Here is a 16,885-nt window from a genome sequence, read left to right as displayed (position 1 = left end):
TGGAAAGAGGCGGAGGGTGGAAGCGCAGGGCGGGTTGCCGCGCATCCTGAGATTCCGAGCTTACGGCCAAGCCCGGGAATCCGGAGGCGGGCTTGCTACATTGTGGCCGTTCGGGCGGCCTTCGCCCGCGGAGAGATGGGGGTTCCATGACTGATTTCACAGTGCCTGCGCCGGTGCAGGCTCTTGTCGACGCGATCAACAGCGGAGACGAGCAGGCGTTCGTCGACGCGTTCGCGGAGGATGGCTCGGTCGACGACTGGGGTCGCGTGCTCGAGGGTCGTGAGGGTGTCAGCAGCTGGTCGCAGAGCGACGCCATCGGGCAGAGCGCTCAGATGGTGATCAAGGATGCCACCACCGAGGGAGACACGACTGAGCTGTTCTTCGACTGGCGCAGCAACCGCTTCAATGGCACGTCGCGCGCGTTCGTCACGGTCGAGGGCGACAAGGTGAAGACGTTCCACATCCCGTCGCACCGCTAGGGGTGTGGATGCGCGGGCCCGCCCCACGGCGCGGGCAGGAGGGTCCGCGCACCGCGAGCATCCGCGCACGCCCGGCGTCGGCTTCAGCGCACGGTGAAGAGGAACCCGTCGATGAGGTCGGTGAGCTGTTTCTGGGTCGGCCGTTCGCGGGCCGGTAGCAGCCACTCGGGACGGATGTCGTCGAGCAATCCCTCGCGCACCATCGCGTCGGCCTGCTGCGCGTAGCCGCGTGCCATGTCCTCTGAGGACCCGTATCCGACGATGTCTGCGAAGCCGAGGTTCTCGGCGAACGCGTCGAGGTAGACGATCCGCGTGGCTCCGGTGCCGCGCTCGTCGAGGGGGAGCTCGTGCAGGTGCTGGCTCTCGGTCCGGTACCGCTCCCAGAGCTTCGTCCAGCGTCGCTGCAACGGTGGGCGGATGAACGTGAGTGCGACGACCGCGGCGAGTGCGATGAGGAAGATCGGTACCGCCCATCCGGGGAGCCACGGGGTGAGCAGGAGCAACCCGATCGGCACGATGAGCAGTCCCGCGAACGCCCGACTGTACGGGCTGGCGAGCAGGCGGGACACCCAGCCGTCGCGGTCAGTGCGGTCGGCCCCGGTGCGGTCGAGCTCGGCGACGACCGCGGATTTCATGGCGGCGCGGCGGGTGGAGTCGTCTCCGCCAGTGCGGTCTACTCGCGCGCGGTTGCCGCGGGCGCGCCTGCCGCCAGGGAAGTAGGCGTCGATGACGGCGCTGGACCATGCGGGGAGCAGCGGGTCCGCACCGAGCCATTCGATCTCCCATCCGGTCGAGCGCGGGGCGCGGTAGCCGGCATCGGTGATCCGTTGCGCGGCGCCCGCGTCCTCTGTCTCGTGGATGCGGAGAGCGCCGCGGTGGGCGAGCCACAGGAGTTCGCCCGCGAACGCCGTCTCCCAGCCACGGCTGTCGTCGTCGAGGCGGGTCAGGCGGTGCTGCGCTGCGAGCGGCGTGAGCAGCAGTCGCGAGCTGGGCCAGACCGGCAGCCTCGTGAGGAGGAGCGCGATCGCGCCGACGGTGACGAGCGCGAACACCACGAGAGCGAGGGCGGCCAAGGAGGTCTCGGAGGTGGGGTCGAAGATATGGGCTCATTTCACGAGGCGGTAGGGGCGGTCAGATCCGCTGGGTGCTCGGCCGTCTGGTGCGTTTCGGGATGCGGGGGAGTGGCAGGCCGGTGCCGCTCGACCCGCGCTCCCTCCCGCGCATCCGCTACCGACGAGTCAGCGCTTGCCGCCGCCGAGCAGCCCGCCGAGAATGTCTCCCAGGCCTCCGCCGAGTCCTCCACCTGCTGGCTTGCTGGAACCGCTCGCGCCGCCGAGCACCTGCCCGAGGATGTCACCGAGGCCGCCTCCCGCTCCGCCACTGGTGTTGGTCGCCCCCGCGGAGGACCCGGACCCACCGCCCAGGATCCCGCCGAGCAGGTCCTCGAGCCCGCCGCCCGAACCCGAGCCAGCGGTCGTGGATGCGCCCTGTTGGCCGCCGAGGAACTTCTTCGCGAGCCACGCGAGCACGATCGGGGCAAGAATCGGGAGCAGCTTCTGCACGAGCCCCGAGGTCTGACCGCCCGGCGCTGAGCCGAGGGCCGCCGCGACCTGGTCGGTGTTGTTGCCGAAGACGTTCTTGACGATCTTCTCGCCGTCGTTCGTGTCGATGTCGGCGAGGGAGACGCGACCCTCGACGAGGGATGTGTCCTTCTTCTCGAGCGCGTGCTCGAGCGACGCGGCACCAGCGGGGTCGGCCGCGTTCGCCCGGAGACCACCGATGAGGGTCGGCAACGCTGCCTGGATCCCCTGCTCGGCGGTCTGCTTGTCGACACCCAGCTGGCTGGCGATGTCGTCGACCGGAATGAGCTTGAGCAGTTCTGAGATGTCGGTCATGATCTCCCCTTGTTCGATGACGCGACACCGATCATGGGGCCGCGTGACCACGAGGGTAGCGCTGAGGGTGGTGCATCCGCCGCAAGTCGTGCTGATCTTGGAGGACAGATCGTCGACGTGGGCAGCGTTGAACAGACACGGCGTCCACCCAAACGGTAGGTAAGCAGGGTAGACACGAAGCAGCAGACGGCCGTAGACCCCCACCCGGAGGACATCAATGACCACGTTCGATCGAGCGGAAGCCGAGATCAGCGGGGAGCGCATCGCAGCGTCCCTCGCCGGAGCGAAGGCGACGACCTACTGGCTCGACGACCCGGCACGTCCCGCCGCGTTGCCACCCCTTCGAAGCAACCACACTGCCGACCTCGTGATCGTCGGTGGCGGATACACGGGGCTGTGGACAGCCCTGCTCGCGAAGGAACGCGACCCGAAGCGGAAAGTCATGCTGCTGGAGGGGAAGCGACTCGGATGGGCCGCGTCCGGCCGCAATGGCGGGTTCTGCGAGGCGAGCCTCACCCACGGGGAGTCGAACGGCAAGGACCGGCTACCGCACGAGTACCCGAAGCTCGAAGCGCTCGGACTCGAGAACCTGCGCGAGATCGGAGAGACCGTCAAGCGCTACTCGATGGACTGCGACTACGAGGAGACGGGCGTGCTCAACGTCGCGACCGAACCCCACCAGGTCGGCGAGCTCAAGCAAGCCGCCGCTGGTGACTCGGGCCTCGAGTTCCTCGACAGGAGGACGCTCCAGCAGGAAGTGGCCTCGCCGCTGTACCTGGCAGGCGCCTACGAACGCGAGGGCACCTCCCTCGTGAACCCCGCGAAGCTCGTGTGGGAGCTGCGCCGCGTCGTGCTCGGCATGGGTGTCGCGATCTTCGAGAACACGCCGGTCCGGTCGCTCGACGCTGACAGCGGCGGCATCACGGTGAGGACGGACCAGGGCAACATCTACGCGCAGCGGGTGGCGCTCGGCACGAACGCCTTCCCGGCGCTCATCAAACGCGACCGCTTCTACACGGTGCCCGTCTACGACTACGTGCTCATGACGAACCCGTTGAGCGACGAGCAGCTCGAATCGATCGGCTGGAAGCGGAGGCAGGGCATCACCGACCTCAACAACCGCTTCCACTACTCGCGGCTCGTCACGGACGCCGACGGCCGCACCCGCATCCTCTACGGCGGGTACGACGCCGTCTACAACTACGGCGGGCGCATCAAGAAGGAGTACGACCAGCGGCCCGAGACGTTCGAGAAGCTCGCGGCGCACTTCATCGCCACCTACCCGCAGCTCGAGGGCCTCGGCTTCTCGCACAAGTGGGGCGGCGTCATCGACACCTGCACACGCTTCTTCTCCTTCTTCGACACGGAGTTCGACGGCAGGGTCGCGCACGCGGCCGGCTTCACAGGGCTCGGCGTCGGCGCGACCAGGTACGCGGCGAACGTGCTCCTCGACCTGCTCAGCGGCGAGGAGACGGAGCGCACGCGCATGGACTTCGTGAAGAAGAAGCCGCTGCCGTTCCCGCCGGAACCCTTCGCGTCGATCGGTGCCAAAGTGTCGCTCGCTGAGATGGCGCGCGCCGACCGCAACGAGGGCAAGCGCGGACTGTGGCTGAAGACCATGGACGCGGTCGGCCTGGGGTTCGACTCGTGAGCGCTGGCGTTGCGGCCGGAGCGGATGAGGCCGTGACCGGTGCCGGTGGTGTGACCGGGATGCAGCCAGGATCGGTCGTGCACGCGCGGGCCGCATCCCTCCCGCACGAACCCGTCGAGGGATGGCAGAAGGTGAGCGGCGAGCCCACGACCGCCGCGCACGAGCTCGGCGCCTTCGCAGGTACGGAGTTCGGGTTGTGGGAGATGTCGGCCGGGTCGATGCTCGACGTCGAAGCCGACGAGGTGTTCCTCGTCATCAGTGGCACTGCGACGGTCGAGTTCCTCGAGCCCGAACTGCCATCGATCGACCTCGAACCTGGTTCCATCGTGCGCCTCGGCGAGGGGATGCGCACCCGGTGGACCGTCACCGGAGCACCCCTGCGGAAGCTGTACGTCGTGGAGGGCGGGAGCTAGACGCCGCCCGTCCAGGTCCAGGCCTGCGCCTTGCGAGGCCTGCGTCCACCTCAGCCGGTGACCTGGCTCTCCCGGCGGTCTGGCTCTCGCGGCGGTCTGGCTCTCCCGCCTGCGAACATCGCATCCACGAGGCCGTTCGGACTTTTCGTGCGCGTGATGGGTTGTTACCCATCACTGTCCACCGAAACCCCGCACGCATGCCCGAGAAACCCATCAGCGTCGCGAAAACCCCGCACGGGCCTTCGTATTCCGGATCGGACGACCGCGGCAGTGCGGCTTCGGGGCAGTGCGACTTCGGGGCACCGCCGCACCGCGGTAGCGAGGCATGGGGGCGTGGGGCGTGGGGCGTCGGGCTCAGCGGCCCCGCGGCGACGGGTGACGACTGACGAGATGACACCGGCGGCATCCCGGCTGTGGATAACGCGGAGGAGGCATCCCTGGTCCGTACTCTGGCCGCATGTCTGGACCTGAGGACCTGCTGCACGGCGCTGGGGAGAGGCCGTTCAGCGTGGGTGACGGGCTGCGAGCCGGGTTCACGACGGGTCAGCTGAACTCGGCGGAGTTCACGAGCCCACATCGAGGCGTCCGGATGCGCGGAGCCGCAACCAGTCCGCTCGAGATCGCGCGAGCGTTCGTCCCACGCCTCGGCTGGCGCGCCGTGCTCGGTGGGCTGCGTGCAGCCCGGGTCTGGGGGCTGCCGGTCCCGCGGCGCTTCGACGGCGACTCCACGGTGCACGTCCTGGTTCCAACAGGACGGAACCGCCCCGTGGGGCGCGGTATCCAGTCGAGGAGCATCCACGAGCGACTGTGGGAGGCGCGCAAATTGCATGGCGTGCCGGTCGCCTCGCCGAGCCTTACGTGGGCGACTGCCGCGAAGGAGCTCGAAGTCTCCGAGCTTGTCGTGATGGGTGACGCGCTCGTCGCGACCTCGACGAACTACGAAGGGCTGGTCCGGCCCGAGCATCCGACTGAGGGCGGGCGCACTGCGCCGCCCCTTGCGACGCTCGAGGAGCTTGTTGAGATCGCGGATGCTTGGGGGAGTCGACGTGGGGGAGCCGCCCTGCGGATTGCCGTCACACGAATCCGCGCCGGTGTCGAATCACCGATGGAGACCTGGACCAGATTGGTGATCGTCACTGCCGGGCTTCCGGAACCGGAGGTCGGCGTCGAGGTCTGGAACGGGTCGGAGCTCGTGGGGCGTGTCGACCTCGCGTATCGGGCGCAGAAGATCGCCATCGAGTACGAGGGGGACCATCACCGCACCGACAAACGCCAATGGCGCAAAGACATCGGGCGCGTGAACCGTCTGCAGGAGATCGACTGGTTCGCGATCCGGGCGACCGCATCGCAACTCTGGCCCACGCCAACGCGTTTTGTCGAGCAGGTGCGTGCGGCGTTGAGAAGGGCCACGGACGGCGGAGGCCCATAATTCATGCGGCTCGGCAATGTCAGACACCAGGCTCCGATCGTCACGTCCGGTTCTTTGCACGTCCGCGATGTGCGGAGTCCCGCGCAGCGGACGGTGCTCAGCGAGAGTCTGTGCTTCGGAGCAGTTCCTCCACGCGGGCGGAATCGATCTCGAGGAGCAACGCGATGTCGCCGCTTGCATACCGTTCACGGTGCATCGTGGCGACGGCAGTCCTGAGGCGCGTATCGGCGACGAGATGCGCATGCTCCGCTTTCTCGATCGCTTTCTTCGCCGTGTCGACCGCTTCGGTGACCGTGCCGAGGTCGAAGGTGACGCTGAGGCTGGTCGCACTGTGGTCAAGCCCGGGCTGACGCGTCTCGAGGTAGTCGAAGACCCGCCGCGCAACGTCACCGAGCGTCGCTCCTTGCGTCACGTCCTCAGGCCCAAGGTGGAACGCCCATCCGCTCTGCCACCGCCTGGCAACTACGTGCACCACTGACATGTCGATCTCCCCGTGCTCTCCGCGCGGCATCCCCGGCCGGCGACTCATGTGAGACCCCAGTCTGTCCCTCCGTGCGGCGGGAAATCGGACCACCTGTCTGCCTGGGGATAAGTCGAGCGGACGCAGGTGAAGGCCTCAGCCCTTGCGGCTGACCATCGCGGTCCGCGGCGAGTGGTCCTGCCCTCTCCAGTACAGCATCACGCGCTGTCGTCCGATGCGATACTCGTCGCGGCTCCGCTCCTCGTCGTCCGGAGGCAGGAACTCCTTGGGCTCCCCGAGGTGCTCGAGGACTCTTTCGCGAGTGAACGTAGCTAGCCCGTCGATGAGGTGCGCCGTGCGCGGGTAGTTGGCTTCCGGGGCGTTGCGGTGCGGCTGGAAGGTGAATTCGACGCACTTCACGGCCCCTCCCTTCATTCCCACGATGAGGGAGCGATCGGCGTTCCGGTAGGCGCACTGGTAGGCGCCAGAGCGGTTGATCTCCATGGACCCGTCGATGAGTCGGAGGAGGGCGAGGGCCGCCGGATCCTCGATCTTCTTGCCGAGCGCGGCCGCGGCCAGGGTGAGGTCCCCCGCCACCGTGCGCTTCGCGTCGCCGTTGACGCGCATCTTCGGTGGCGTGGATGCGGTTGCATCAAGCGCGTCGACGAGTGCGGTGAGGCGAGCGACTTCCCGGGCATCCTCATCGGCCTCGGCTTCCTGGTCGGCTCGCTCGCGAAGTCGGGCGGCTGCTCGTGCCTCGTCGCGGTGATGCGCGAACCGCGATGCCTCGAGGGTCTCTTCGGCTGGGTCGAGCTGCGCTTCGACGATGCGGTGCTCGTTGAGGAGCGCGAGGGCGCGTTCGCTGACCAGCAGCATCCCGTTCCGCTGGGCGAAGTCGTCGTTCCCGTCGGCGCGGCCGGTCGGCTCGAGCCGCTCCCAGCGCTGAGGGAGACCGCCAGCGTAGGAGACGAACTCCGGCGACGTCGTGACGACCGTCTTGCGCAACTCGAACCCCGAGAGGTCGGAAGCGCGCAGTGCATCGGCGAGTGGACCGGTGACGATGAAGTCCGGATGGACGCCGACGAGCTCGTCGCCGAGCCAGCCCGCGAGCTCGCACCTGAGCAGGTTAGCCTGGGTCTGCGATCCGGATGCGTCCTGCGTCCATTCGGCTCCGTGGCCGACGGTTCCTGTGGCTTCTGGTTCCAGAACGTGGTGGGTCATGGGGGTCCTTTCGTCCGTTCGGCAACTGGGGAGGGGCGGTCGGCTCGCGTTTCAGGAACGCGCCGGAGGCTTCGGCAGGTCCCAGATGTCGGCGAACCGGGTCGAGACGATCGGCTGGGCCCAGATCAGGGAGAGTCCGGTGGCAACGGACGAGATCTCGTGCAGCTCGGGCGTGAACACCACGAACTCGTGAGTGATGGGCCTGCCGACGCGATCTGTGCGTCCTTCCGGGTCAGGGAAGCGCAGCGCCGCCCTGTCATCGCCGAGGTGCCAGAGCTCCGAGTCGTCGCCGAGCTGCGCGAAGGCCCTGTCGTATTCGGGGAGCGGGTCTGCGAAACCGCCGTCGAGGAGGAACCGGTGCCCCCAGGTGCGCCCACGGGTCGCCCAGATGAGCTTCACTTCTTGCTCCTGACGAGGATCCCCTTGCGTTCTGCCTCCTCGAGGTCCAGTTTGAAGCGGGTGAGCATCGCGGTCAGGTAGTCGCGCTTGGCGAGCGCCTCCGCGTTGACCGTCTTGAGCTTCTCGCCGGCGAGTGCGGCTCCCCGCTCGATGGAGTCCTTCGAGACGAGTGACGCCGCGAACCCGGCAACGAGTCCAAGGGGGCCAGGCAGTTTGATCTTCTTGACGACGAACAGGGCCCCCATCGCTGCGAGGCCGGCCATCCCGCCCGCCTTGCTGAAGATCTTCTCCGCGACCTTCCCGCCATCGTGCAGCTTCTTCGCCCAGCTGACGTGCCGTTCGAAGGGCAGGATCGCGGCGAGCGGAAGGACGGCGTCGACGCCGACACGCTCCGTCACCTCGATCTTGCCCGGCTCGAACTTCGCGGAGGACAGCAGGATGAAGTCCTCGGCGAATGACATCGCCTCCGGCGCCTGGACGAAACCGCGAAGCTCCTGACGCAGCTGATCGAGCTCGTCGCTGACCTTCTCGACGAGCAGCGCTTTGAAACCGTGCGCATCCACCTCGGGAAGAAGGTCCGACTTCGAGAGGGCGAGCACCCAGATGCGCGGGAACTGCGCGAGGGGCTTGCCGTTCTTCAAGAGCTCCGGCTTCAGGCGGAGAAGCTCGGAGCGGATGTTCGTCAGCAGCGACTTCAGGTACAGCTCCTCTGAGCCCGCGTTGTCGCGGAGCAGCTGGCCGTCGACGAGCAGGAGCGCGACGTCGGAGCTCAGGAGCGCTGTGAACGTCTCGACGCGCCTGCGGCTCTCCTCCTCGCCCTCCGCGGACTCCTCGAACCACTCACCGGGGTAGTCGTGCCACACGAGGCGGAGCGCGTCGAACGGCTTCGAGTTCTTCGCGCGCTCCTCCGACCAGGCCTTTGGCCTCACCAGGAACGAGTAGGCGGTGTGCGTGAAGCGGGTGGATGCGGGCACCTTCGCGGCGTTCTTCATGCCGAGGTAGCTCTGGTAGAGCTTGTCGCTCTGCCCGGTGTCGTCCGCGACGACCTCGTACAGGTTGTCCTTCGCGAACTGCGGCTCCTGAGTGGGGCCGTAGAACGAGGAGACGAGCACGGTCTTCCCGCTTCCGCTGCCCCCGAAGACCGCGATGTGCTGCTCACGGGTTCTGCTCTTCGCCGCTGCCATGGGCACGTCTCCTGCCGGTGGGGTGTTCGACCATCCGCCGGTGCTGGCGGATGCGCTGCGCCGGAGCCTATGCGCTCGCGGAGTCGTCGTCCTGAGAGCGCTCGGCGTCGCCGCTCGCCAACTCGGCGAACTTGCGCGCCATGGTGGGGTTGCCGCGGGTGAGCTTCTTGATGGTCACGTCCTGCGCCTTGTCGTTCGCCAGGCGCAGGTTGCGTTCGGACCCGAGCAGCGCATCCTTCACCTTCTGGAGTCGCACGATGGCCTTGTCGATCTCATCGATGGCCTCCCCGAACCGGCGAGACGCGAGCTCGTAGTTGCGGCCGAACGCGTTCTGGAACTCGTCGAGGCGCTCCTCGAAGTCAGTGATGTCGACGTTCTGCGCTTTCACGGACGCCAGCTCCGTCTTGTACTTGAGCGCGTTCATGGACCCGTTGCGGAGCAGCGTGATCATGGGGATGAAGAACTGCGGCCGGATGACGTACATCTTCGGGAAGCGGTGCGAGACGTCGACGATGCCGGAGTTGTAGAGCTCGCTGTCGGGCTCGAGGAGCGTGACGAGGACGGCGTACTCGCAGCCCTTCTCCTGCCGGTCCTTGTCGAGCTCCTTGAGGAAGTCCTCGTTCTTCTTCTTGGTGGCCGTCGTGTCCGCCTCGTTCTTCATCTCGAACATGATCGAGGTGATCTCGGTGCCGCCCGCGTCGGAGTCGCGGAAGATGTAGTCGCCCTTGCTGCCGCTGCGCGCGTCGTTGTCCTTCTCGAAGTAGGCGGTGGGGAACGCGGTGGCGCGGATCTGGTTGAAGACGGTCTCGCAGTGCTGTTCGAGGGTCTCGCCGAGCATCTTCGTCGAGAGGCGGGCCTTCATGTCCTTGAGGCGCTCGATGGCGTCGTCGCGGTCACGGAGCTGCGTCTCGTACTTGTCCTTCAGCGACGTCTCGACGAGCTGCCGTTCCAGGGCGGCGCGCTCGAGTGTGCCCTTCAGCTCGTCGCGCTCCTTCTCGACCTTCCCGACGGCTTCGTTGACGGCGAGCTTCTGCGTGATCTCGAGGCTGTCGAGCTTCGACTTGAGGGCCTGAACCTCGGCTTCCCTCTCTGCTGCAGCCTTCTGCAGGTCGCTCACGCGCTTGGCCGCCGCCAGCTCCTCCGCCGCGATCTTGTCGTGGCGGGCCTGCTCGAGCTCGTTCGCGAGCGTGTCGCGCTCCTTCACCACCGACTGCAGTGCCTCGCTGACGGCGAGCTTCCGGGTGACCTCGCCGGCCTCGAGCTTCGCCTTCAGCTCCTGCAGCTCGATGTTCCGCTTCGCCGCGGCCGCCTCGAACTCCTGCGCGACCTTCGCCTGTGCCAGCTCGATCTCGGCCCGCTTGGCCGACTCGGCCAGTTCGAGCCGCTCGTGGAGGTCCTTCTCGAACTCGCCGTCCCGCACCTGCTTCAGGATGTCCGCGTAGCCGGCCTCATCGATCGTGAACGCCTTGTGGCAGTGGGGGCAGGTGATCTCGTGCATGCGGATTTCCTCATTCGACGTGAATCGGGCCCGTGCTGCGCTGCTGACCGGTCGGTGACCGAATCTGTCGAGCGGAGCGTGGCTGGCAGCGAGCGACAACGACTGCCCGGTGCAAGCGTATTCGTGAACGCTCGCGCTGGACGAGCTCGTGACTGGAAATGTGCATCGGGTGTTGGCTCAACGGAGCGATCCCGCGTGCGCCGTCTCAGCCGAGGTCGAGCGAGGCGGGCGCGTCGGTAGGGTGGCTGCGTGACGAACTCAGCATCCTCGAACAGCGCCGCTCCCGACCACCCTCGCGTGCGCCTCCACTGGCTCGCCGTGGCGTTCTTCATCGTCGCTCCGCTGCTGATGCTCTTCGGCGGCCTGACGGTCGCCGGAACGACCCGCGCCACTTTCGACCTCGCGGAGACACCCACCATGGTGGGCACGGTCCTGTTCCTGGTCGGACTCGCCATGCTCATGGTCGCGTGTGTGCTCGTCGGGGTGCGCTCAGCTGCGCAGCAGCAGCTCGATCTCCTGCTGGATGCGCGCCGACGCTGACCTGCGTCCGCGCGGGACCTCAGGCGTCAGTCGTCCAAGCGCCCGATCACCACGTCGACCTTGTCGCCGACGTCCTTCTTGAGCTTCTTCCGCAGCGACGCGCTGACCGAGATGAAGTGGTCGCCCTGGCCCGTCGGCATGAGCGCCGACGCCACGACGACGCCGTCGACGGTCGTGTCGGCTTTCACCGACTTGCCCGTCCCGAAGAAGTCCTTGGAACCGGGCACCTCGATGACGGACCACGAAGGCATCCATTCGGGGTTGACGATTTCACCGGTGAAGACGAGCTTGTCGGTCATGAGGTGAGCGTAGCGGCGTCGCCGCGGTCACCGCGAGGGGTCGTGACGGCGGCCGCGACCTGCGCCACGGCGGCCTCGAGGCCAGCTTTCGCCGCATCCGAGTCTTCCGACTCGCGGATGAACGCCTTCGCCCCGCGGGGCATGCCGCAGTAGTCGAAGACCCCGTGCTCGATCTGCGTGCTGAACGACTCCTCATATCCGTGCCGCGCGAACGACGCCTCCGAGAAGCCGGACACGGGCAGCAGGTGCGCGGTCAGGTGACCCAGCTTCGGCACGACCCGGTCGTTCTCGCCGAGCTCGAACGCCCAGCCGGTGATGAAGACGCGGTCGATCCACCCCTTCAGCAGCGCGGGCATCGACCACCAGAAGACGGGGAACACGAGCACCACATCGGTGGCGCGGTCGAGGCGAGCCTGCTCCGCGAGCACGTCGGGCCCAGTGATCGAACCGCCCTTGTAGTCGGCCCGGTCGTTCGCCGAGAAGCGCGGGTCGAAGTCCTCCTGCGCGAGGTGGGCCACGTCGACCTCGACGCCCTCCGTTTCGAGTCGTTCGCGCAGCTGCTGTGCCGCCGTGTGAGTCAAGGAGTCCAGGTCGGGATGCGCGGTGACGATGAGAGTAGGCACCAGGAGATTCTGTACGGCGCGCCTGCGAGCGAGGCTGGGGGTCGCGCCGTTGCGGGCGCTCACGGCGAACTTCGGTGACAACAGCGCCCGGCAAGCTGTGTGGCCGCTCGAACCACCCCAGTAGTCACCGAAGTTTGCACGAGGGGCTGATCACGGCGTCGACGCGATCGGTGCCGGTGCCGGTGCCGGTGCCGCGGTCGGGTGCGGGGTTGTCGGGGTGCCTGTGTCCGGCGCGGCCGCCGCGGCGAAGCGGGCGGAGAGGGCGGCCGATGCCACCACCAGCTCCGGTGGCCCGACGACCTCGAAGTCGGCGTCGAACCTCGCGATCGACGCCAGCAGGCCGGTCCACGACCACGAGCCGAGTCGGACCAGGCAGGATGTCTCGTCCACTTCTGCGACCGTTGCATCCGTCAACCAGCTTGCCGCTTCGGGTGCGGGCACGCGCAGCAGCAGGTCGCCCGTGCACGGCCACTTGTTGGCGTCACTCGCGCCCTTGAAGCGGGCTTCGAGGAACGTGCGCGCGTCACCGGTCGGGATGCTGCGTTCTTCGAACTGCGCCCCGAGTGGCTCCTTGGGCGTGATGCGGTCGAGGCGGTAGACGCGCCACTCGGCGCTGTCGAGATTCCAGGCCACCAGGTACCAACGCCCGTCGCGGGCGATGACGGCGTGCGGCTCGACCCGGCGAGGGTCGACCGGCGTGGGGACAGCGATCGGGGCGGCTGATTCGGTCGGCGCCGCGGTGTAGTCGAACCGGAGAACGAGGCGATCGCGGGTCGCCGTGCTCACGATCTCGAGGACCTTGGGGTCCACGCGCATCTCGACCATCGCAGCCGCTGACCCAGTGAACCGGATGCCGTCGACCCTGTGCCGCAACCGCGACGGCATGACCTGCCGCACCGTCTGGAGGGCCCGCGCTGCGGCCTCGTCGATGTCGACGCCCAGAGCTGGCGCGCCCCGCAGTGCCACGGCGATCGCGACGGCCTGCTCGTCATCGAACCGCAGCGGTGGCAGCTCAGAGCCTGCGGCAAGGCGATACCCACCGGCCGGCCCCTTCCACGCCTCGATCCGGTAGTCGAGCTCCCGCAGCCGGTCGATGTCGCGGCGCACCGTGCGGGGAGTCACGTCGAGGCGGTCGGCGAGCTCCTGCCCAGACCAGCCGCGCCGAGTCTGCAACAGCGAGAGCAGCGTCAGGATGCGCGAAGAGGTAGCCGAGGTCATGTGCGCAGTCTCCCAGCAGTAGCGGACCGAACGCGTCCTCTCCTGCTGGGAGGCTCACCGCAGCGGCAAGTGCCGCGGTCAGCACACCAAGGAAGCGGGAACCCCATGAGCATCACCACGACAACCCACCTCAACTTCACCGGCACGGCCCGGGCCGCACTCGAGTTCTACGCCGAGGTCTTCGGCGGCGAGGTCTCCATCGCCACCTACGCGCAGTTCGGGATGCCCGCCGAGCTGCCCGGCGCATCCAACGTCGTGTTCGGGCGAGTGTACGCGCCGAACGGCTTCCGCGTCCTCGCCTACGACACCCCGGGCCAGCCAGGGGAGGGGCTCGCCGGCACTGCGGGGGAGACGCGGCGCGAGCAGGGCAGCACTGTCACAAGCGCGCCGTTCTTCCTCGCGGCGAGCGGCGAGAGCCTCGACGAGGTCACGGGCTACTGGGAAGCGCTGTCGGCCGGGGCTGAGGTCATCGAACCGCTGACCGCATCCGCCTGGTCACCCGGTTTCGGGATGCTGCGCGACCGGTTCGGGGTCACCTGGGTGCTCGACGTGGTTGTCACTCCCTGACTCGAGGCTGGAGTGGTACGCTATTCGGTACCATCGGGAGGTGCGTTATGGCAGCTATCAGCGTCACCGAAGCACGCAAGGGTCTGTTCGGGTTGATTCAACAGGTGAACGAGGATCACGCACCCGTTGAAGTCGTCTCAAAGCATGGAAATGCAGTCCTGATGTCGAAGGACGACTACGACGCCTTGGCGGAGACTGCCTACTTGCTGCGCAGTCCTGCGAACGCGAAGCGGCTGCTGGAGTCGATGGAGCGCGCTCGAAACGGTGATGTCACGGTACGCGACCTCATCGAAGAATGAGTCGTCAGCTGGCTTTCGACGCGCACGGCTGGGAAGACTGCGTCTCCTGGCAGGCTCAGGATCGGAAGACCCTCAGGCGCATCAATCAACTCGTCGGTGATGTCCTTCGTGATCCGTTCTCCGGAATCGGCAAGCCAGAGCCCCTCCGCCACGTGCTCAGCGGTGCGTGGTCACGCAGGATCGACGACACCAATCGGCTTGTGTACCTGGTCGAGGACGAGCGGATCGTCATCCTGCAAGCACGGCATCATTACTGACGGCCGACGGCTCGTCTCGTCGTGAGTGATTTCACCCAGCCAGGGTCGTGACCGATTTGGCGAACGCCGCGCCGACGAGGTGGTCGGCCAGCGGATGCGCGGCCCGGTCGATCGCGGAGTAGCTCTGCAGCCAGCCGAGGTGCACGTGGTGGCCGCACCCACTGCGACGCGTGCCCTATTCGGGTTTCCAGGCGCTGTCGTCTCGCCAGGGGGCGAGGTCGACCTCGTTGCCTTCGGGATCGGCGAGCGTCCAGTACTCGGGGGCGGAGGTGTCGTTGATGACCCGCCCTCCGGCGGCGAGAGCCGCTTCCAGGCGCGCATCGACGTGGTCGCGCGGAACGTAGACGTCGACGTGCATCGTGTTCCGCTCGGTGCGGGGCGCGTCGATCTGCTGGAGCCAGACGTTGGGGCCGACGGCGATGGGGTCGGCCAGGTCTTCACCACCTCGCCGTTCGTAGGCGAGGACGGCCTCCCAGAAGGGGAGCACGGCGTCGAGGTCCACCACATCGATCGCGATCTGGATGCTCTGCACCGTGCCCGGAGTGGCTTCGATGCCCAGCCCGCGCGCGATCTCTGAGACACGGGTCGCCAAAGCGATGTCGCGTTCGCTGAGGTCGCCGACGTCGTGACTGATGAGGCGCACCATCACGGACCCGTAGCGGAGGTCGACGTCGGGATGGTGGTCTGCGTCGTCGGCAGCCTTCGCGATCGCCGCGACGAATGCGGCGCCCTTGGCGAAGTTCCCGGTCGCGAAGTTCGCGCGCGCGCCGTCGCCGACGACCCGCCAGTCGGCCGTACCGGCAGCCTGGCGAAATTCCTGAGGGGAGACTCGATCGCTCATGACCGCGAGTCTCCCCGATCGACCCGAGATGCGCCTCCGGATACCTCGGGCGTCTTGGGAGAAACCGGTGCGGGTTCCGCTTCCGTGGCCTGGGGCGCTGCATCCGCTCCTGCCGCCTCCGAGTTGGGCGGCGGGGTCTCCGCGTACGACTTCGAGAGCAGCCGGTACTGCGGCGACGCGAATGCGACGAAGACGAGGCCGAGCAGCAGGATGCTCGCGATCAGGAAGACCAGGGCGATGCCACGGGCATCGCCGTCGCCGAGCAGCCACCCGAGCGACTCCTGACCCTCACGCGTCTCCATGTACGGGATGAGCCAGAACTCGGCGATCGGACCGATCATGAACGCGCTGATCGGCGTCGATGCCGATTCGACGGTCGCCGCGAAGCCGAACACGCGCCCCTGCTTCTCGAACGGAACCACCCGCTGGATGACGGTCTGCTCGGCAGCCTCGGCGATGGGCATGATCGCCATGAACAGGAACATGCCGACGATGAACAGCCAGCCGTACTCGCGGATCGTGAAGGCCGCGCCCAGGAGGGCCACGCCGATGTTCACGAGCAGCAGGGTGCGGACCGGATTCTTGCCGAGGCCGAACTTCGCGACCAGGCCGCCGCCCACGATGAAGCCGATGCTCGTGACGCCGAGCCAGACGCCCCACATCTCGACGGAGAAGAGGGTCAGGCCGTACGGGTCCATGAGCGCCATGAAGACGCCACCGACGAGGTTGTTGAGCGTCGTGAACAGGATGAGGGCGAGCAGGCCTGGCACGAGCATGACGGCCGGGATGGCACCGCGGAAGTTGACCTTCGCGGCTCCGGCCGCGGGGTCGTGCGCGATGCCGCGCTCGGGGATCGACACGAAGAGGAGGTGCGCGAACGCCACGGCAGTTGCGACGATGGCGATGAAGACGGTCGGTCCCATGCCCAGGAGTCCGACCGAGAGCCCAGAGAACACGCTCGTGACCATGAAGGCGATGCCCTGCACCGTGCCGACGAGTCCGTTGGCCTTGTCTCGGCGGTCGGCTGGCACGAGCAGCGTGACGGTCGTCGAGAGCGCGATGTTGCGCAGGTTCTCGACCACGCCGCCGACGAGGATGACGCCCGCGAAGAGCCAGAACCAGATGCCGTTCCAGTCGACGAGGGTCTCCTCCGGGAAGCTCAGGTAGAGGACTCCCGCGAGGAGGTACGTGATGAGGGTGACCGCACTCGAGATGAGCATGACGGCCTTCTTCTTCAGGTGATCGACGATGGCGCCGAAGATCATGCCGAAGACCGCGACGAGCAGCATGTAGCTGCCGCCGATGATGGAGGTGGCAAGCACGGAGCCGGTCTCGAGGTAGGCCCAGAAGGTGAGCGCGAACCACAGGTAGCTCGTCGTGACGTTGGCGATGAGCGTGTTGACGAGCACCTGATAGAAGCTGCGGAGCGTCGCGAGCGTCGGCACGTCCTGGTGCGGGAGAGCGGGCGGGGTCGACTGTTCAGTCATGAGTGTTCCTGGTCTCGTGAATCGGTGATCTCATCATTCACCTGGCCGCCGACATTCGGAAGCGGTTCGGGTGTTGGTTGCAAGACTGAGGTTTGCAGGCATTGCGGTCAGCTACCGGCCGCAAT

The 16,885-nt window shown here is 67.3% G+C and carries 20 protein-coding genes; 8 read left to right on the top strand and 12 right to left on the bottom strand.

Features of this window, described 5'->3' with window-relative positions; translation table 11 throughout:
* Positions 1-146: 146 nt before the first annotated feature.
* Complete coding sequence (locus C5C17_RS14855; protein WP_104254152.1) at positions 147-479, top strand: nuclear transport factor 2 family protein; 333 nt, start codon at positions 147-149, stop codon at positions 477-479.
* Positions 480-562: 83 nt separating this feature from the next.
* On the opposite strand, the gene C5C17_RS14850 is transcribed toward C5C17_RS14855, so the two are convergent.
* Both C5C17_RS14850 and C5C17_RS14845 read right to left on the bottom strand, forming a co-directional pair.
* The gene (locus tag C5C17_RS14850; protein ID WP_104254151.1) at positions 563-1,552 is read right to left on the bottom strand and encodes a hypothetical protein; all 990 of its coding nucleotides are present in this window, start codon (positions 1,550-1,552) and stop codon (positions 563-565) included.
* Positions 1,553-1,717: 165 nt separating this feature from the next.
* The gene (locus C5C17_RS14845; protein WP_104254150.1) at positions 1,718-2,374 is read right to left on the bottom strand and encodes a DUF937 domain-containing protein; all 657 of its coding nucleotides are present in this window, start codon (positions 2,372-2,374) and stop codon (positions 1,718-1,720) included.
* A 217-nt stretch (positions 2,375-2,591) separates the two neighbouring features.
* On the opposite strand from C5C17_RS14845, the gene C5C17_RS14840 reads away from it, so the two are divergent.
* The 3 genes from C5C17_RS14840 to C5C17_RS14830 all read left to right on the top strand — a co-directional run bounded on the left by C5C17_RS14840 (position 2,592) and on the right by C5C17_RS14830 (position 5,867).
* Positions 2,592-4,025 (top strand): FAD-binding oxidoreductase, encoded by a 1,434-nt coding sequence (locus C5C17_RS14840; RefSeq protein WP_104254149.1) that lies wholly within the window; start codon positions 2,592-2,594, stop codon positions 4,023-4,025.
* Complete coding sequence (locus tag C5C17_RS14835) at positions 4,022-4,438, top strand: cupin domain-containing protein (RefSeq protein WP_258066239.1); 417 nt, start codon at positions 4,022-4,024, stop codon at positions 4,436-4,438. Before C5C17_RS14840 ends, C5C17_RS14835 begins: the two co-directional genes overlap by 4 nt.
* Before the next feature lie 457 nt (positions 4,439-4,895).
* Positions 4,896-5,867: a hypothetical protein gene (locus C5C17_RS14830; RefSeq protein WP_104254148.1), complete on the top strand. Its 972-nt coding sequence runs from the start codon at positions 4,896-4,898 to the stop codon at positions 5,865-5,867.
* A 97-nt stretch (positions 5,868-5,964) separates the two neighbouring features.
* Here C5C17_RS14830 and C5C17_RS14825 read toward each other — a convergent pair whose 3' ends face one another.
* The 5 genes from C5C17_RS14825 to C5C17_RS14805 form a co-directional block, all read right to left on the bottom strand.
* Complete coding sequence (locus tag C5C17_RS14825; protein WP_146079195.1) at positions 5,965-6,348, bottom strand: hypothetical protein; 384 nt, start codon at positions 6,346-6,348, stop codon at positions 5,965-5,967.
* Positions 6,349-6,483: 135 nt separating this feature from the next.
* Positions 6,484-7,548 carry a hypothetical protein gene (locus C5C17_RS14820; protein ID WP_104254146.1) on the bottom strand — a complete coding sequence of 355 codons (1,065 nt, stop codon included), beginning with the start codon at positions 7,546-7,548 and terminating at the stop codon, positions 6,484-6,486.
* Between the two features lie 51 nt (positions 7,549-7,599).
* Positions 7,600-7,947, bottom strand: a complete 348-nt coding sequence (locus tag C5C17_RS14815; RefSeq protein ID WP_104254145.1) for a hypothetical protein — start codon at positions 7,945-7,947, stop codon at positions 7,600-7,602.
* Positions 7,944-9,131: an ATP/GTP-binding protein gene (locus tag C5C17_RS14810; RefSeq protein ID WP_104254144.1), complete on the bottom strand. Its 1,188-nt coding sequence runs from the start codon at positions 9,129-9,131 to the stop codon at positions 7,944-7,946. The genes C5C17_RS14815 and C5C17_RS14810 overlap by 4 nt, the downstream gene beginning before the upstream one ends.
* Before the next feature lie 67 nt (positions 9,132-9,198).
* Positions 9,199-10,629, bottom strand: coding sequence for a DUF2130 domain-containing protein (locus tag C5C17_RS14805; protein WP_104254143.1), 1,431 nt, complete (start codon positions 10,627-10,629; stop codon positions 9,199-9,201).
* Between the two features lie 249 nt (positions 10,630-10,878).
* On the opposite strand from C5C17_RS14805, the gene C5C17_RS14800 reads away from it, so the two are divergent.
* A complete protein-coding gene (locus tag C5C17_RS14800; protein ID WP_104254142.1) occupies positions 10,879-11,169 on the top strand; it encodes a hypothetical protein in 291 nt (96 codons plus the stop codon).
* A gap of 26 nt (positions 11,170-11,195) precedes the next feature.
* On the opposite strand, the gene C5C17_RS14795 is transcribed toward C5C17_RS14800, so the two are convergent.
* The 3 genes from C5C17_RS14795 to C5C17_RS14785 all read right to left on the bottom strand — a co-directional run bounded on the left by C5C17_RS14795 (position 11,196) and on the right by C5C17_RS14785 (position 13,309).
* Positions 11,196-11,468 carry a DUF1905 domain-containing protein gene (locus C5C17_RS14795; RefSeq protein ID WP_104254141.1) on the bottom strand — a complete coding sequence of 91 codons (273 nt, stop codon included), beginning with the start codon at positions 11,466-11,468 and terminating at the stop codon, positions 11,196-11,198.
* On the bottom strand, positions 11,465-12,091 hold the full coding sequence (locus tag C5C17_RS14790) for an NAD(P)H-dependent oxidoreductase (RefSeq protein WP_104254599.1): 627 nt from the start codon (positions 12,089-12,091) through the stop codon (positions 11,465-11,467). The genes C5C17_RS14795 and C5C17_RS14790 overlap by 4 nt, the downstream gene beginning before the upstream one ends.
* A 150-nt stretch (positions 12,092-12,241) precedes the next feature.
* Positions 12,242-13,309, bottom strand: coding sequence for a YafY family protein (locus C5C17_RS14785; RefSeq protein ID WP_104254140.1), 1,068 nt, complete (start codon positions 13,307-13,309; stop codon positions 12,242-12,244).
* A gap of 105 nt (positions 13,310-13,414) precedes the next feature.
* On the opposite strand from C5C17_RS14785, the gene C5C17_RS14780 reads away from it, so the two are divergent.
* Genes C5C17_RS14780 through C5C17_RS14770 form a run of 3 tightly spaced genes read left to right on the top strand, consistent with a single transcriptional unit; the run spans position 13,415 to position 14,432 of the window.
* Positions 13,415-13,876: a VOC family protein gene (locus tag C5C17_RS14780; RefSeq protein ID WP_104254139.1), complete on the top strand. Its 462-nt coding sequence runs from the start codon at positions 13,415-13,417 to the stop codon at positions 13,874-13,876.
* Between the two features lie 47 nt (positions 13,877-13,923).
* The gene (locus C5C17_RS14775; RefSeq protein WP_104254138.1) at positions 13,924-14,175 is read left to right on the top strand and encodes a type II toxin-antitoxin system Phd/YefM family antitoxin; all 252 of its coding nucleotides are present in this window, start codon (positions 13,924-13,926) and stop codon (positions 14,173-14,175) included.
* A complete protein-coding gene (locus C5C17_RS14770) occupies positions 14,172-14,432 on the top strand; it encodes a Txe/YoeB family addiction module toxin (RefSeq protein WP_104254137.1) in 261 nt (86 codons plus the stop codon). Before C5C17_RS14775 ends, C5C17_RS14770 begins: the two co-directional genes overlap by 4 nt.
* 175 nt (positions 14,433-14,607) lie before the next feature.
* On the opposite strand, the gene C5C17_RS14765 is transcribed toward C5C17_RS14770, so the two are convergent.
* The gene (locus C5C17_RS14765; protein ID WP_104254136.1) at positions 14,608-15,273 is read right to left on the bottom strand and encodes a VOC family protein; all 666 of its coding nucleotides are present in this window, start codon (positions 15,271-15,273) and stop codon (positions 14,608-14,610) included.
* On the bottom strand, positions 15,270-16,760 hold the full coding sequence (locus C5C17_RS14760; RefSeq protein WP_104254135.1) for an MFS transporter: 1,491 nt from the start codon (positions 16,758-16,760) through the stop codon (positions 15,270-15,272). Before C5C17_RS14760 ends, C5C17_RS14765 begins: the two co-directional genes overlap by 4 nt.
* Positions 16,761-16,885 lie beyond the last annotated feature (125 nt).

The sequence above is a fragment of the Pseudoclavibacter sp. RFBA6 genome, from assembly GCF_002931575.1.
Taxonomy (GTDB): Bacteria; Actinomycetota; Actinomycetes; order Actinomycetales; family Microbacteriaceae; genus Pseudoclavibacter; species Pseudoclavibacter terrae.
Note: the sequence above shows the minus strand (reverse complement) of the source record. Positions and strands in the feature narration are given on the sequence as shown.

What these genes read in the sequence shown, in the direction of transcription:
- C5C17_RS14855 (WP_104254152.1), top strand. Translation starts at nt 147, where the DNA reads ATGACTGATTTCACAGTGCCTGCGCCGGTGCAGGCTCTTGTCGACGCG.
- C5C17_RS14845 (WP_104254150.1), bottom strand. Translation starts at nt 2,374, where the DNA reads ATGACCGACATCTCAGAACTGCTCAAGCTCATTCCGGTCGACGACATC.
- C5C17_RS14840 (WP_104254149.1), top strand. Translation starts at nt 2,592, where the DNA reads ATGACCACGTTCGATCGAGCGGAAGCCGAGATCAGCGGGGAGCGCATC.
- C5C17_RS14830 (WP_104254148.1), top strand. Translation starts at nt 4,896, where the DNA reads ATGTCTGGACCTGAGGACCTGCTGCACGGCGCTGGGGAGAGGCCGTTC.
- C5C17_RS14825 (WP_146079195.1), bottom strand. Translation starts at nt 6,348, where the DNA reads ATGTCAGTGGTGCACGTAGTTGCCAGGCGGTGGCAGAGCGGATGGGCG.
- C5C17_RS14820 (WP_104254146.1), bottom strand. Translation starts at nt 7,548, where the DNA reads ATGACCCACCACGTTCTGGAACCAGAAGCCACAGGAACCGTCGGCCAC.
- C5C17_RS14810 (WP_104254144.1), bottom strand. Translation starts at nt 9,131, where the DNA reads ATGGCAGCGGCGAAGAGCAGAACCCGTGAGCAGCACATCGCGGTCTTC.
- C5C17_RS14805 (WP_104254143.1), bottom strand. Translation starts at nt 10,629, where the DNA reads ATGCACGAGATCACCTGCCCCCACTGCCACAAGGCGTTCACGATCGAT.
- C5C17_RS14795 (WP_104254141.1), bottom strand. Translation starts at nt 11,468, where the DNA reads ATGACCGACAAGCTCGTCTTCACCGGTGAAATCGTCAACCCCGAATGG.
- C5C17_RS14785 (WP_104254140.1), bottom strand. Translation starts at nt 13,309, where the DNA reads ATGACCTCGGCTACCTCTTCGCGCATCCTGACGCTGCTCTCGCTGTTG.
- C5C17_RS14780 (WP_104254139.1), top strand. Translation starts at nt 13,415, where the DNA reads ATGAGCATCACCACGACAACCCACCTCAACTTCACCGGCACGGCCCGG.
- C5C17_RS14775 (WP_104254138.1), top strand. Translation starts at nt 13,924, where the DNA reads ATGGCAGCTATCAGCGTCACCGAAGCACGCAAGGGTCTGTTCGGGTTG.
- C5C17_RS14770 (WP_104254137.1), top strand. Translation starts at nt 14,172, where the DNA reads ATGAGTCGTCAGCTGGCTTTCGACGCGCACGGCTGGGAAGACTGCGTC.
- C5C17_RS14765 (WP_104254136.1), bottom strand. Translation starts at nt 15,273, where the DNA reads ATGAGCGATCGAGTCTCCCCTCAGGAATTTCGCCAGGCTGCCGGTACG.
- C5C17_RS14760 (WP_104254135.1), bottom strand. Translation starts at nt 16,760, where the DNA reads ATGACTGAACAGTCGACCCCGCCCGCTCTCCCGCACCAGGACGTGCCG.